Annotated in this window: 10 protein-coding genes and 1 tRNA gene; 5 read left to right on the forward strand and 6 right to left on the reverse strand. The window is 67.0% G+C overall.

Going from position 1 to position 13,936, the window contains the following annotated elements; translation table 11 throughout:
• Nucleotides 1–10 precede the first annotated feature (10 nt).
• The gene (locus tag ACTWLI_RS13870) at nucleotides 11–844 is read right to left on the reverse strand and encodes an undecaprenyl-diphosphate phosphatase (protein ID WP_445154365.1); all 834 of its coding nucleotides are present in this window, start codon (nucleotides 842–844) and stop codon (nucleotides 11–13) included.
• A gap of 50 nt (nucleotides 845–894) precedes the next feature.
• Between ACTWLI_RS13870 and ACTWLI_RS13875 the strand changes: the two genes are divergently transcribed.
• Nucleotides 895–1,830, forward strand: a complete 936-nt coding sequence (locus ACTWLI_RS13875) for an aldo/keto reductase (protein WP_445154366.1) — start codon at nucleotides 895–897, stop codon at nucleotides 1,828–1,830.
• A 58-nt stretch (nucleotides 1,831–1,888) separates the two neighbouring features.
• Here the strand turns inward: ACTWLI_RS13875 and ACTWLI_RS13880 are convergent, their stop codons facing one another.
• The gene (locus ACTWLI_RS13880; RefSeq protein WP_056739378.1) at nucleotides 1,889–2,158 is read right to left on the reverse strand and encodes a hypothetical protein; all 270 of its coding nucleotides are present in this window, start codon (nucleotides 2,156–2,158) and stop codon (nucleotides 1,889–1,891) included.
• A 39-nt stretch (nucleotides 2,159–2,197) separates the two neighbouring features.
• Between ACTWLI_RS13880 and ACTWLI_RS13885 the strand changes: the two genes are divergently transcribed.
• Nucleotides 2,198–2,431 carry a DUF5703 family protein gene (locus ACTWLI_RS13885; RefSeq protein ID WP_056739380.1) on the forward strand — a complete coding sequence of 78 codons (234 nt, stop codon included), beginning with the start codon at nucleotides 2,198–2,200 and terminating at the stop codon, nucleotides 2,429–2,431.
• 16 nt (nucleotides 2,432–2,447) lie between these two features.
• On the opposite strand, the gene ACTWLI_RS13890 is transcribed toward ACTWLI_RS13885, so the two are convergent.
• On the reverse strand, nucleotides 2,448–3,623 hold the full coding sequence (locus ACTWLI_RS13890) for an acyl-CoA dehydrogenase family protein (RefSeq protein ID WP_445154367.1): 1,176 nt from the start codon (nucleotides 3,621–3,623) through the stop codon (nucleotides 2,448–2,450).
• 17 nt (nucleotides 3,624–3,640) lie between these two features.
• Nucleotides 3,641–4,945, reverse strand: a complete 1,305-nt coding sequence (locus tag ACTWLI_RS13895) for a M20/M25/M40 family metallo-hydrolase (protein ID WP_445154368.1) — start codon at nucleotides 4,943–4,945, stop codon at nucleotides 3,641–3,643.
• 160 nt (nucleotides 4,946–5,105) lie between these two features.
• Between ACTWLI_RS13895 and ACTWLI_RS13900 the strand changes: the two genes are divergently transcribed.
• Together ACTWLI_RS13900 and ACTWLI_RS13905 are read left to right on the forward strand one after the other, a co-directional pair.
• Nucleotides 5,106–5,188, forward strand: a tRNA-Leu gene (locus tag ACTWLI_RS13900).
• 116 nt (nucleotides 5,189–5,304) lie between these two features.
• Complete coding sequence (locus ACTWLI_RS13905) at nucleotides 5,305–5,709, forward strand: nuclear transport factor 2 family protein (protein WP_445154369.1); 405 nt, start codon at nucleotides 5,305–5,307, stop codon at nucleotides 5,707–5,709.
• A gap of 11 nt (nucleotides 5,710–5,720) precedes the next feature.
• Here ACTWLI_RS13905 and ACTWLI_RS13910 read toward each other — a convergent pair whose 3' ends face one another.
• Complete coding sequence (locus ACTWLI_RS13910) at nucleotides 5,721–6,353, reverse strand: GNAT family N-acetyltransferase (protein ID WP_445154370.1); 633 nt, start codon at nucleotides 6,351–6,353, stop codon at nucleotides 5,721–5,723.
• Nucleotides 6,354–6,687: 334 nt separating this feature from the next.
• Between ACTWLI_RS13910 and ACTWLI_RS13915 the strand changes: the two genes are divergently transcribed.
• Nucleotides 6,688–7,359: a hypothetical protein gene (locus tag ACTWLI_RS13915; RefSeq protein ID WP_445154371.1), complete on the forward strand. Its 672-nt coding sequence runs from the start codon at nucleotides 6,688–6,690 to the stop codon at nucleotides 7,357–7,359.
• A 101-nt stretch (nucleotides 7,360–7,460) separates the two neighbouring features.
• Here the strand turns inward: ACTWLI_RS13915 and ACTWLI_RS13920 are convergent, their stop codons facing one another.
• Nucleotides 7,461–13,754, reverse strand: a complete 6,294-nt coding sequence (locus tag ACTWLI_RS13920) for a PKD domain-containing protein (protein WP_445154372.1) — start codon at nucleotides 13,752–13,754, stop codon at nucleotides 7,461–7,463.
• Between the last annotated feature and the right edge of the window lie 182 nt (nucleotides 13,755–13,936).

Consider the following 13,936-nt stretch of genomic DNA (forward strand, 5'->3'; position numbering starts at 1 on the left):
AAGCCTAGTGCTAGGCGCTGATGACATTGAAACCGAGCAGCAGGTACAGCGCCAGTCCCAGGAAGATGCGGTACCAGACGAAGAGCCGGTAGCTGCGGGTGGAGACGTACTTGAGGAACCAGCCGATGATGACGTAGCCCACCACAAAGGCAATGACGGTCGCGAGGGCGGTCTCCGGCAACCCGTAGGGGCCGGTGAGACCGTCCTTGGAGACGACTTTGTACAGCTGGTACAGGCCGCTGCCGAAGACGGCGGGGATGGCCAGCAGGAAGGAGTAACGGGCCGCGGCTTCCCTGGTGTAGCCCATTAGCAGGCCTGCCGTGATGGTGCCGCCGGAGCGGGATACGCCGGGAATCAGGGCCATCGCCTGGGCGAGCCCGTACAGGATGCCGTGCTTGTAGCTCAGCTGCGTGAGCTCGCGTTCCTGCCGGCCGACGGCGTCGGCGACCGCGAGGATCATGCCGAAGACGATCAGCGTGGTGGCGACGATCCAGAGGCTGCGCAGCACGGACTCGATCTGGTCCTGGAAGAGCAGGCCGAGGATGATGATCGGGATACTGCCCAGGATCACCAGCCAGCCCATGCGCGCGTCCGGGTCCTGCCGCGATACCTTGCCGGTCAGCGAGCCGAACCAGGCCTTGACGATCCGGACGATGTCGCGCCAGAAGTAGACGATCACGGCGGTCTCGGTTCCCAGCTGGGTGATCGCGGTGAAGGCCGCTCCCGGATCGGAGGCGTTGGGCAGGAACTCCCCCACGATCCGCAGGTGGGCGCTCGAAGAAATCGGAAGGAATTCCGTCAGTCCCTGCACAAGGCCAAGAAAGGCCGCTTCTAACCAGTTCACGTTTATAGACCCTACGTTATGGAGTTCCGAAGCACCGTAAGCTTGCAGGCATGCAGCAGCGTTATGTCGGCAACAGTGGGTTGCGTGTCTCGTCCCTTTCCCTTGGCACCATGTCGTGGGCCGGTGAAACTGACGAGCAGGACGCCGCCGGCCTGCTCCGGGCATTCGTCGACGGCGGCGGCACCATGATCGACACCGCCGCGTCCTATGGCGGCGGCGGCGCCGAGGTCCTGCTCGGGGGCATGCTGGGCGATGTCGTTGCGCGCTCGGAGGTCGTCATCTCGACCAAGGCCGGTCTGGCGGCCTCCGGCAGCCGGCGGAGCGTGGACACGTCCCGCAACGGGATGCTGTCCTCGCTGGACGCCAGCCTGGCCCGGCTGGGCACGGACTACGTGGACCTCTGGTTCGCCCAGGCCTGGGATCCCAATGTGCCGCTGGAAGAGACCTTGTCCGCCCTGGAGTTCGCGGTCCGGTCCGGCCGGGCGCGCTACGTGGGCGTCTCCAATTTCAACGGCTGGCAGACCGCCAAGGCGGCCGCCGTCGCCGGGTTCCCGCTGGTCGCGTGCCAGGCAGAGTATTCCCTGCTGCAGCGCCGGGCCGAGGCGGAACTCATTCCCGCGGTGGAGGACGCCGGCCTCGGCCTGCTGGCGTGGGGCCCGCTGGGACGCGGCGTCCTGACCGGGAAGTACCGCGGCCACATGCCGGCCGACTCCCGGGCGGCCAGCCAGAAACTGGCCGGCTACGTTGAGCCCTACCTGGCGGCCGGTGCGTCCCGGGTAGTCGAGGCCGTGGCGATGGCGGCCAAGGGCCTGGGCCGGAGCGTCCTGGACGTTTCCCTGAGCTGGCTGTTGTCCCAGCACGGGGTGGCTTCCGCCGTCGTGGGTGCCCGGACGCCGGTGCAGTTGAAGGAGATCCTGGACGCGGACCTGAAACCGCTGCCGCCGGAAATCGCAACCGCCCTCGAGGACGTGTCCGCGCCGCTATGATCCGCGTGGTCCCCGCGGCGACGGAACGGGAACGGTCCCGAAGACGGAGAGACCGGGACTAGCTGTCGCGGAGCAGCTCCAGGTCTTCCTCGTCGTCGACATCTTCATCCTCGTCCTCGTCATCTTCTTCCTCGATGACTTCAAGCGGGGTCACTTCGCCGTACGCTTCGTAGAGCGAGTCGTCATAAACTTCAAAGGCATCGGCGACGGCGAAAAACGCCGCTTCGACCGCGGGATCCCCTTCTCCCCGCCGTGCCGCAGCAGCGGCCAAATGCTCCTCGAGGGCGGCGGTCAGGGACTGAAGCGCGACACGCGGATCGATGCTCATGACTTCACGTTAGCCCGAAAAAGACGAAAATGGAGAGCGATGAGGGAACAATTTCTGAACAGCTCGGTCCGTCGGGAGCGGGACTACGCGAGGCAGTACGAGTATCTCGTTCTGACCGTCAGCCCTGAGGATTCCCTGCCCGAAGCCCGCCGCCTGCTCGCCGCCCACTCCGAGTACGGGAAGTGGGAATTGGAGCGCAGCGTCCTGTATGTCGGCGGCGGCCGGCGGTTCTGGCTCCGCCGCAAGGTCTTCCAGGTCCAGCGCACCGTCTGACCCGCCGCCCGGCCGGTCAGCCGTCCAGCGGACCCAGCCAGGCGTTGGCCACCGTGTTGTGCGCCGACTCGTCGTCGGACGGGTGGAACATGCCCGCCAGGACGTCGCGGTAGAGCCGTTCAAGTTCGGAACCGCGGAAGTAGCTAGACCCGCCGGAGACCCTGATGGCCAGGTCCACCACGGTGCGCGCCGTTTCGGTGGCCCGGACTTTGACGCCCACCAGTTTGGGGAACCACTGCCCGCCGTGGTCGGCGAGGGCGTCGACGTCGGACGCCACGGCCGCGAGGTGCGGGTAGAGGGCGTCCATCGCCATCGCCGCCTCCGCAATTTTCCAGCGGATGTCAGGGTCTTGGGCGTAGCTGCGGCCGCCGTTTTTGAACGAGGTCCGCCGCTTGACCGACGCCACCCCCAACTCCAGCGCCCGTTCGCCGATGCCGGTGTAGACCGCCGCGAGCAGCGTTTCGAAGCAGGCGAAAATCGCGAAAATCAGCGGGTCGGCGTTCGGCCCGACCGGGAGCCTGCGGAAGATCCGTTCAGCCGGGACGACGGCGCCCTCGAGCACCGTGGTGTTGGACTGGCTGGCCCGCATGCCCAGGGTGTCCCAGTCGGAGAGGATCTGGTATCCGGGGGTGTCGCGGTCGATGAAGCCGTGGACGAGCTCGCCCTCGCCGCCGCGGCCCGCGGCGTCCTTGCCGAAAATGCCCAGCCGGGTCCAGGCCGGCGACAGGCTCGTGAAGATCTTCGTCCCGGTGAACCCGTAGCTGCCGTCCGGCAGCGGAGTCGCCTCGGTCTTCGAATCAAACAGGACTGAGTCGTTGCCGGCCTCAGAGTTGCCGAAGGCGAAGATCTCACCCTGTGCGGCCTCTTTCAGGACGAAGTCCAGGGACGAATCGCCCCGGGCTGCCAGGACGTGCGCGACGCCGGTCCACACCAGGTGCATATTGATCGCCAGCGCCGTGGCAGGCGCCGCGGTGGCCAGCCGGCGCTGCAGTTGCGCCGCTCCGGCCAGGCCCAGCCCCAGTCCCCCGTCCTCGACCGGGACAAAGATTTTCAGGTACCCGGCGTCGGCGAGCTCGCGGAGATCCTCGGTGAAGAAGGCATTGTCCCGGTCGTAGCCGGCGGCCCGGCCCCGGATCCGTTCCAGCAGCGCGTCGGGCAGGATGGTGAGCGGTGTGCGGTCTTGGGGTGCCATGGGTCTGTAACGTCCGCTCAGTAGTTGCTTAGGAGGGTCTTGAGTACGCGCGTGCCGAACTTCAGCGACTCAGCCGGGACGCGTTCGTCGACGCCGTGGAACATGCCGGTGAAGTCCAGATCCTCCGGCAGCATCAGCGGCGCGAAACCGTAGCCGGTGATGCCGAGCCGGCTCAGCGCCTTGTTGTCCGTGCCGCCGGAGAGCGTGTAGGGCAGGACCTTCGCCTCCGGATCTTCCGAGTGCAGTGCGTCGATCATCGAGTCGACGAGGTTGCCGGCGAACGGCACCTCGAGCGAGACGTCCTGGTGCACGCAGCTGACATCCACGCCCGCACCGGCGAGGTCCCTGACGATCTCAAGGACCTGGTCCTGCTGGCCGGGCAGCGTGCGGCAGTCGACCAGGGCTTCAGCGGATTCGGGGATCACGTTGTGTTTGTAGCCGCCCTTGAGCAGGGTCGGGTTGGTGGTGTTCTGCAGGGTGGCGCCGACGAAGCGGGCCACGGTGCCGAGTTCCTTGAGGATCTTCTCCGGGTCGTCAGGATCAAACTCGACGCCGGTCAGCTCGGTCACGCCGTCCAGGAACTGCCGGGTGGTCGGCGTCAGCTCCACCGGCCAGCGGTAGTCCCCGATGCGGGAGACTGCGCCGGCGAGCCGGGTCACCGCGTTGTCGGTGTTGATCTGGGACCCGTGGCCGGCGCGGCCGTGGGCGACCAGCCGCAGCCAGGACAGGCCCTTCTCCGCGGTCTGCAGCAGGTAGGTGCGCTGGCCGCCGATGGTCGCCGAGAACCCGCCCACCTCGGAGATCGCCTCGGCAGCTCCCTCAAACAGCTCCGGCCGGTGCTCGACGGCGTAGCCGGCACCGTACTTGCCGCCGGCTTCCTCGTCGGCGAAGAACGCGAAGACGATGTCGCGCTTGGGCTTTCGTCCGGTGCGGGCAAAGTCCCGGAGCACGGCGAGGATCATGGCATCCATGTCCTTCATGTCCACGGCTCCGCGGCCCCAGATCAGGCCGTCCTTGAGCTCGGCACCGAAGGGGTCAACGGACCACTGGTCGCGCAGGGCGGGAACGACGTCGAGGTGTCCGTGGACCACCAGCGCACTGGCGGACGGATCCTCGCCCGCCATCCTGGTCACCACGCTTGCCCGGCCCGGGGCGGACTCGAAGATTTCGGCGTCCAGACCCACCTCGGCGATCAGCCCGGCCGTGTACTCGGCCGCGGCGCGCTCCCCCGGTCCGGAGCCGTCGCCGTAGTTGGAGGTGTCGATCCGGATCAGCTCCTGGCAGATCCGGACAACTTCGTCTTCAGGCCGAACTTCAGTCATATCGCTCCTCATGGCAGGGATCCGGTGGTGGGCTCGGTACTGGCTTCAGCCTACCCACTGGCCCGATTATTTGTTTCCGGAAACTTCGTGTAGAGTCTTTCTCGCTGCTTCCGAGAAAAGCAAAACGCCGAAAGGCGAAATTTTCCCGGAAATACCACCTGCGCGGGTGGCGGAATGGCAGACGCGCTAGCTTGAGGTGCTAGTCCTCGAAAGGGGGTGGGGGTTCAAGTCCCCCTCCGCGCACACAAGGAAAAGCCCTTGGAATCTTCGGATTCCAAGGGCTTTTTTGTTGCCCTGACGGGGTTTGTGCAAGCGTCAGCCCGATGGCGGCGCCCTGGGCAGCGGCGCATACTGGAAGCATGACCGACCGCGATGATTTCCTGGTCTGGGTGACCTCGGTGCTGTACCGCGCCGAAGTGGCATTGCACAACGGCGACCCCGGTCCGCGCCGCGCGATCTGGTCCCGCAACGAACCAGTCAGCGTGCTGGGGGCCTGGCGTAACGCCTCAGGGCTGGAGCAGGTGGACGAACTCTTTGCCGCGCTGGGCCAGAGCTTCTCCGATTGCACCGCCTACAGCTTCGATCTGCAGGCCTTCGACGTCGTCGGCGACATGGCGTACACGGCGGGACTGGAGCACGTCACCGCCTCGGTCGACGGTGAACCGCGCAGCTACACGCTCCGGGCCACCCAGGTGTACCGGCGGGAAAACGGGGAATGGAAGGTCGCCCACCGGCACGGCGACACGGTCAACCCGGCGGCGTAATGCGCGCCGGGCTAGACAGCCAGCAGGCCGGCGCGGCTCGGACCGGCCAGTGCTGCCAGCGCCCGCGGACGCACGTCCGGCCACTCCTCGGTCAGCAGCGACAGGATGACAAAGTCCCGCCACAGCCCGTCGATATTGCGCGAGGACCGCCGGCGGGTTCCCTCGGCCGTGAAACCAAAGCGGACCAGCGAGGACAATGACCGCTGGTTCCGGGCGTCCACGTCGCACTCGACCCGTCCGGCCCCGCACGAGAACAACCAGTCCAACAGCGTGATCTTCACTTCATGGTTCACCTTGGCTCCCCAAAGATCCGGATCGACCACGGTACGCCCGATTTTGACCCGCTCCGAGACCACGTCGTGGTCGGTGATGCCGGTGGTCCCGACGAAGCGTGACTGCCCGAGGGGAAGCTGGCGGTACACCGAGAAGACCTGCAGGCCGGCAAACCGGCGGTCCACGAACGCAGCCACCTGGGCCTCCCCCGCGGGCCGCGCCTCACTGTCGCTGAAGCCCTGCGACCAGATCTCATCCCGGGTAAGGAGACGGGCCAGCGGCTCGACGTCGAGCGGTGTGAACGGGGCCAAAACGAACCTGCCGGTGACCGTCTGAAGGGTCGGCAGGGTCTCAGGAAGGAGCAGCGCCATTGCGGCCTTTCTGGTGCGCGGGGATGCAGGGGGAACGGGTGGGGCGGGCGCCGTCCTGGCCAGAAAATTTGAGGCGGCAAGAGAAATTATCACCCCGGTGCCACGCCCCGCAACGACACGCGGAACGCGGCTTTCTGCGGGCCGTCGGACAGGCGCGCCGGGAGGTGCACGGAGGTCCAACGGCGCACCGCCGCGTAACCGCTCCAGCCGCCCTGCGCCCGCTATAGTCAGCACAACCGGCTGTGTACGATACTGGATCATTGTCCGAGCCGTGGCGGAGGTCCGAGGACCCGAGGGCATCGGTGCAGCGGGCGGTCATCGAGGGGGAGAAACTATGTCAACACCGGGTCAGGCGTCAAAAGCCAGGTCGCGCACCACCGTCATCGTTGCCGCAGCAGCCGTTCTGGCCGCCGCGCTGGTGGTCCTGCTGATCGCCACGCAAGCCAGCCCCGGTGCTGTCCGGTCAGACGCCCAAAACGGACCTTCGCAGTCCGCCTCATCCTCTGCCGCGCCGTCTGCGGCGTCGTCGGCCGCAACACCGCCGCCCGCGCCGCCGGGAACCGCCGCGCCCGCCGTGGCCGTTCCGGCCCCCGTCGCGGCGTCGGTGACAAAGAACGCGGCCGCCTACGTGGGCACCACGGCCACAGCTCTTGCCACGGTGAACCCGCCTGACAAGGCCCAACTCTCGGCATTGGCCACCGGCTCCGCTTACGACTCCCTGATGGCAAAGGCCAGCGAGTTCAAGGCCAACGGCTGGCACCTCGCCGGCAAACCGAAGGTGGTGTCAACCAAGGTCGTCCGCTACGAGCCGGGCGCCGAACCGCCGACCGTCACCCTCAATGTCTGCGTCGATTCCTCGGCGGTGTCAGTGCTTACGAGCGCCGGAGCGACGGTCCAGAAGGGCAGTGCCAGGGACAGGTCCTTGAATGTGATGACGCTGGTACAGTCCGCAACCCGAACGTGGCTGGTCAGCCAGGTGACCTTCCCGGACAACCCGGACTGCTGACGGCCTGACCTCATCCGCACAAACGCGGACCCGGCCGCGGCTGGGGCAGCTGCGGCCGGGTCCGCCCGGTCAGGTGGTGCGGAGAGTCCCCCGCCGGGGACTCAGGGCTGCTTCGTCATCGTTGCCTTGAGGTCGAAGCTGACGTCGGGCGTGGCCCGGTAGTTCACGTGGGTCTCCACCGCGATGGTGTTGATGCCTCCCACCAGCAAGGACAAGGGCACGTCGATGGTCAGCGGCGCCGCATTGGCCTTGATTGTCCTGATCGCGGTTGAGGCGTAGGTGGAGAATGTCACCGGCCCGGCGGGCATATTTTTGCGGGCAACCTCGGTTCCGTTGACGTAGACCACGACCCCGTCGTCAGCCACGGTGTCCAACGTCAGTTTCGATACCTTGGCGGGGTCATCCACGTTGAACTGATTGAGGAAGTACGCTGCCAGCGGCCGGCTGCTGGTAGGCGGCGGAACGTCGATGTTGGTGCCCAGGTCCGTTGTGCCGAACCCAAGGACGGCGTTGCCGGTCTTCCAGGCGGAGGCGTCGAACCCGTTGTTCTTCCAGCCGGAGTCGGGCGCCGTTGATTCGTAGCGCCAACTCCACGGGGCCTTCGCCGGCACCACGGCCACGTCTACCGGCCCGCTCACCGAAGTGACCGTCACCGGAGCCGTTGCCACACCGGTCGCACCCTTGTTGTCCGTCGTCGTGAGCGTGACGGTGTACGTCCCGGCTGCGGCGTAGGTGTGCGTCGCCGTGGCGCCTGAGCCGGTCGCGTTGTCACCGTAATTCCAGGCGTACGACGCTATCGTCCCGTCAGCATCCGCGGACGTGGACCCGTCCAGCGCCACCGCCAGTCCGGACACCGTCGAGGTGAACTTGGCGACGGGCGCCTGGTTTGGCACCGTTCCGCCGACCGCTGCGGTTGCGCTCAGGTCGAAGCTGACGTCGGCCGTGGCGCGGTAATTCAGGTGCGTTTCGACGGCGATGGTGTTGGTCCCGTTCCGCAACAGGAACACCGGCACGTCCACCGTCACCGGGCTGGCCGAGGCCACCGACGTCCGGGTGGCGGCTGATGCGTAGGTATTGAACGTCACGGTGCCAGCAGGCATGTTGCTCCTGCCCACCTCGGTTCCATTGACGTAAACCACCACGCCGTCGTCGGCGACCGTCTTAAGGGTCAGCTTGGAAACGCTGGCTGCGTCGTCCACCGTGAAGGTCTTGATGAAGTACGCGGCAAGGGGTCGCGTGCTGGTTCCGGTACTGACATCGATGTTCGTTCCCAGTCCCGTGGAGCCGAAGCCCAGGACGCCCTTGCCCGTCTTCCAGGACGAGGCGTCGAAGCCCTGTTCCTTCCAGCCTGTCGGCGGCGCGGTGGCTTCGTAGCGCCAGTTCCAGTCTGACTTTGCCGGAACGGCCACCACGTCCACCGGCGGTGCCGTCACGGTGACGTGGCCGGTCTTCTCACCGGTCGCGCCCTGGTTGTCCGTGACGGTGAGCGTGACCGTGTAGGTGCCCGCAGCCGTGTAGGTGTGGGTCGCGGTGGCTCCCTGGCCGGCGGCTCCGTCTCCGAAGTCCCACGCGTAGTTTTCAACGGTGCCGTCCGGATCCGAGGAGCCGGACCCATCGACCGTGACCTCCAGGTCCTTGACCGTCGAGGTGAACGATGCCACGGGCGCCTTGTTCACCGGCGGTGCCGTCACGATGACCTGGCCGGTCGTCTCGGCGGTCGCGCCCTCGTTATCGGTCACGGTGAGCGTCACCGTGTAGGTGCCGGCAGCCGTGTAGGTGTGGGTCGCGGTGGCTCCCTGGCCGGCGGCTCCGTCTCCGAAGTCCCACGCGTAGTTTTTCACGGTGCCGTCCGGATCCGAGGAGCCGGACCCATCGACTGTGACCTCCAGGTCCTTGACCGTCGAGGTGAACGATGCCACCGGCGCCTTGTTCACCGGCGGTGCCGTCACGGTGACCTGATCGGTCTTCTCAGCGGTTGCGCCCTGGTTGTCCGTGACGGTGAGCTTGACGGTGTAGGTTCCCGCGGCCGTGTAGGTGTGGGTCGCGGTGGCTCCCTGGCCGGCGGCTCCGTCTCCGAAGTCCCACGCGTAGTTTTCAACGGTGCCGTCCGGATCCGAGGAGCCGGACCCATCGACCGTGACCCCCAGATCCTTGACCGCCGAGGTGAACGATGCCACCGGCGCCTTGTTCACCGGCGCCACGGTTGTCCCGAGCTGGTGGTGCCTGGCGACCTCGGCCGCCGTCAGCGCCGAGGGGTAGACGGCGGCCTCGTCGAGGGTGCCGGCGAAGAATGAACTGCTGGAACCCCAGGTGGTATCCCCGCCGATCCGCCAGTAGCCGGTGTAGTCCTGGGCCCCTGTCTGCGGATTGGTGCCCACCTCGGCACCGTCCACGTACAGGACCATGCCGGCAGCAGACTGCGTCGCAACCACCGAGTGCCACTGTCCGTCGTTGTAGGCGCCGGGCGTGGTGATCGTGTTCATTTGGCCCGTCCACGTTCCGAACACCAGGCGGCCGTCATCCTGCATGTACACGTGCCGGTCATAATTGCCGGAGGTTCCGGTGGCGCTGTTTCCGAACCCGATCAGCTTCCCGCCACGGGTGGTGCTGGTGTTGAACCACACCTCCAGGGAGTAGGTGGTCGGGTTGGAGAACGTGTTGCGGGTAGCGACCAGGCCGAAGTTTCCGTCGAAGGAGGCAGCGGTGCTCTCCCCTCCCGGCAGCACTCCGGCAGCGCCCAGGGTGACCCCGCCCGAGTAGTCGCCGGCGCTGCCGGCCGGGCTGGAGTCCTGCGCGGCAGTGCCTCCGGTTTCACCCAGCCGGTAGTACAGCGTGGGGTTTCCGGCGTAGATCGCGGCACCGTAGGCATCCGCCGGTGCGGGCCGGGTGATGGCAACCGGGTGGCTCACCGAGGACGTCAGCCCGAGGTCGTCAGTCAGGGTCAGCTTGACCTGATAGGTGCCGGCCGAGGCGAAGACATGGGTGGTGGTGGCCCCCGTGCCCGTGGTGCCGTCGCCGAAGTCCCACGCGTAGCTGGTGATGCTGCCGTCGTCAGTCGACGCGGAGGCGTCCAAAACGGCGGAAGCGTCGCTGACCGTGGAGCTAAAGGCCGCCGCCGGGGCCAGGTTGCCGCCGCCGAGGTGGTAGTGCTGGGCAACCTTCGCCGCGGTCAGCGCTGTCGGGTAGACGGCTGCTTCGTCGAGGGTTCCGGCGAAGAACGGGCTGCTGGAACCCCAGGTGGTGTCCCCGCCGATCCGCCAGTACCCGGAGTAGGGCTGGGCCTGGGTTTGCGGGTTCGTCCCCACCTGGGCACCGTCCACGTAGAGCACCATGCCGTCGGAGGACTGCGTCGCCGCCATCAGGTGCCATTTGCCGTCGTTGTAGGCGGCGGGGCTGGTGATCGTGTTCGGCTGCCCGGTCCAGGTGCCGAACACGAGGCGTCCGTCGTCCTGCATGTACACGTGCCGGTCGTAGTTGTTGGAAGTTCCGACCGGCTGGTCGCCGAAGCCGATCAGCTTTCCGCCCGTGGTGGTCGTCGTGTTGAACCACAGCTCCAGGGTGTAGGTGCCGGGGTTGTCGTAGCTCCGCTGGCTGGCCACCAGGCCGGAGCTGCCGTCAAAGGCGGCGGCCGTGTCCGGCACGTCCGGCAGCGCCCCGGCGGAGTCGAGGGTCACGCCGCCGGAATAGGTTCCCGGGCTGTCTGCGGAACCCGAATCCGCCGCTGTCGTGCCGCTGCCGTCGCCCAAGCGGTAATAGAGTGTGGGCTTCTCATCGTAAACGGCGGCGCCGTAGGCATCCTTCGGCGCAGGCTGCACAATTGTCAGCGTCTTCATCGAGCCCGCCCGCTCGCCGCCGTCGTCCGTGACGACCAGACGGACCTGGTAGGTCCCGGCGGCCGTGTAGGTGTGGCTGGCGGTGACGCCGGATCCGGTGGTGCCGTCACCGAAGTTCCAGGCATAGTCGGCAATGGTTCCGTTGTCTGTTGATGCCGAAGCGTCGAAGTTTTGGCTCCAGCCGTCGGCGGCAGACGTGAACTCGGCCACGGGAGCAGGATTCCCGCCGCTGGTGACGACGGCCGGGGAACTGGCCGAGAGGTTGCCGGCGGCGTCGACGGCCCGCACGAAGAAGCGGTTCTCGCCGCCCTTCGGGACGGTGATGCCCGTGCCGGTGGTGGTGGCCACCACGCGGTCATTTCGCAGGACCTGGTAGGAAACGCTGCCGCTGTTGTCCGACGAGGCGCTCCAGGTCAGCTTCACCGTCGTCGTTCCGTCCGACGACGGCGTCACGGCGGCCGGGGTGGTGGGGGCGGTCGCATCGGTCTGCGGGAACCGGGCGAAGCCTCCCGCCCACCTCGACACCGACGTCCGCGTCGCTGCCGTGGCTATGTCTCCTCCGGCCCATAGGGTGCCGTTGCTGTCTACGGCGGAGGCCCACACCCCTTCGGCTTTCTTGGCACAGGTGATGGTCGGGCTGAAGGTCGGAACAATCTGGCCCGTGGCCGCGTCCCACGCCCCGATGTAGCTGAAGGCGTCGGCGTGGGTCCACCCTGTTCCGACGTCCGGCCAGGTGAAGGCGTTGGAGTAGTTCCAGTCGTGGCCGTGCGAGCCTGCGTAGAGGATGCCCGTCTGGCTGGACGTCATCGTCTGGAAATCGCCGTGGTTCTTACCGATGTTCCCGGACAACTTCTCAAACGTGGACGGGGAAAAGCTGAAGAGGCTGTGCTCAGACCCGCCGAGCCAGACGCGGTCACCGATGGCCCCCACGGTCTGCTGGTAGTCCTTGCCGTTGCTCCACACCGGGTTCCAGGCCGGCGTGGCGAGCGGTGCGCCGGCGGTGGTCTGCACGGCCGCAGCCCGGCGTGCAGTCACCCCGGCCGCGTTGGAGAAGAACCCGGCCGCGTAGACCCGGGTGCCGTCCGCGGACGGCGAAATCCCCATGACGGTCCCGTCCATGTTGGGGTTCCAATCCGGGTCCGGTGTGCCGTCGGTCAACGACACGCGGCCCAGGTCCCGCGCATAGACGGACGTGTTCGGCCGGCTTCCTCCGCTCAGATGCGTAAAGGAACCGCCCAGGTAAAGCCAGTCCCCGTTGACGGCCAGATCCGTCACCCGCATGACGTCCCCGACGATGCGGTCCTCCACGGCCGCTGACCAGTTTGTCGCCGTGGCGCCCGTCGTCGGGTTGAGTGTCGCCAGCGAGGGCGCCGGGGCCCCGTTCACCGTTGTGAACATGCCGCCGGCCACGACGTTGCCATTGGGCAGGACGGCGAGGGACATCACCGGGCCATCCAGCTGCGGGGCAAACCCGGGCAACAGCTGGCCGGTATCGACGTCGAACGCCGCCAGGTAGGCCTGGGAGACCTTGTCAGCCCCGGTGGAATTGGCCGCACGCTGGACGGCGGTGAAGTTGCCGCCTACGTACATCGTTTTGCCGCTCTGGACGAATGCCTGTGACAGCACGTCCCCTTCACGTTTCGGGGTTGCCGGGTCGGCAAGCCCCCAGGGGCTGTCCAGCGCCAGGGACGAAGCAACCGGAACATTCGTTTTCGCGGCCGTGCCGCCGTCCCCGATGCGGGTGAAGCCCGAGTCCAGGGAGGTGAGCCGGGGACGGAGATACATTTCCGTGTAAGGGCGGGCGGAGCCCTGCCCGTCCGCCTTCGACCAGAGATAGCTGGTGCTGCTGCTGGTGCCCGTCACCGACGGACCGTACGAAAACCCTTGGGTATAGCCCTGCGAAGCGTCCGCCAGGGTATTGGTGGTGACCCGCTGGTAGCCGTCATCTGCACCAAAGTTGGAGGTCAGCCCTCCTCCCCCGCGCACGCCGTCAAAGGTGAACCAGGCAACCTGGTGCTCCGCGCTGAAGGTCCAGACCCAGCGCTCCCCCTTATTCGTATTGAACCGGGCTTCCTGCCACTGCGTTCCGTCCGCATTCATTGCACGCTTGAGGCGGATGCCGTCGGACAGGGCGTCCGGACGGCCGCCGTTGAGCAACCCCTGCACTACGGTGGCCGGGTACTGCGTCGTTGCTGACGACATGGGGCTCAGGCCGGCGGTGCGCAGTGCGGACTGCGAGCCTTTTCCATTGTTGTTGACCACCCAGCCTTCCCGGCCCTTGCCGATCAGGACCCAGCCGCCGCCGTCGGTGGTCATGTCGCAGTAGAACTGCGCCGGGGCATCCATGGCGGGCGTCAGCAGCCAGTAGGTGCCGTTGGCCGCCGCAGGGGTGTCCTGCTTGATTTCCCAGCACGAGGCCGCCGCTGTCGCCGCCGTCGAGCCGTTCCGCACCACCACCGGCGCCGCCGCGGCCGGTGACGGATTGGCCACCAGCGTCGAGAAGACGATTGAAGCGATGGCCAGCGGCCCGACAATTTTTGAAATTACGCGCGCCCTCGACACAGGGAGCCCCCTTAGAAAGAGACCGGGATGCGCCGGGAAGACGCACACTCCTGGAGACCTGACACTCTTCAGAGCCGGAAAGTGAAGCAAGAGTATGACGGCGGATCCGGGAAAAGTAGCGTGAAACCGGCATCCGGCTACCCGAATCCGGGCCGTGGCTACGCGTCTAATCCGCGGCACTA

This window comes from Arthrobacter sp. Hor0625 (assembly GCF_052567525.1).

Excerpts from the sequence above, each read along its gene's own strand:
- ACTWLI_RS13875 (WP_445154366.1), top strand. The coding sequence starts at position 895 with ATGCAGCAGCGTTATGTCGGCAACAGTGGGTTGCGTGTCTCGTCCCTT.
- ACTWLI_RS13880 (WP_056739378.1), bottom strand. The coding sequence starts at position 2,158 with ATGAGCATCGATCCGCGTGTCGCGCTTCAGTCCCTGACCGCCGCCCTC.
- ACTWLI_RS13885 (WP_056739380.1), top strand. The coding sequence starts at position 2,198 with ATGAGGGAACAATTTCTGAACAGCTCGGTCCGTCGGGAGCGGGACTAC.
- ACTWLI_RS13890 (WP_445154367.1), bottom strand. The coding sequence starts at position 3,623 with ATGGCACCCCAAGACCGCACACCGCTCACCATCCTGCCCGACGCGCTG.
- ACTWLI_RS13895 (WP_445154368.1), bottom strand. The coding sequence starts at position 4,945 with ATGACTGAAGTTCGGCCTGAAGACGAAGTTGTCCGGATCTGCCAGGAG.
- ACTWLI_RS13905 (WP_445154369.1), top strand. The coding sequence starts at position 5,305 with ATGACCGACCGCGATGATTTCCTGGTCTGGGTGACCTCGGTGCTGTAC.
- ACTWLI_RS13910 (WP_445154370.1), bottom strand. The coding sequence starts at position 6,353 with ATGGCGCTGCTCCTTCCTGAGACCCTGCCGACCCTTCAGACGGTCACC.
- ACTWLI_RS13915 (WP_445154371.1), top strand. The coding sequence starts at position 6,688 with ATGTCAACACCGGGTCAGGCGTCAAAAGCCAGGTCGCGCACCACCGTC.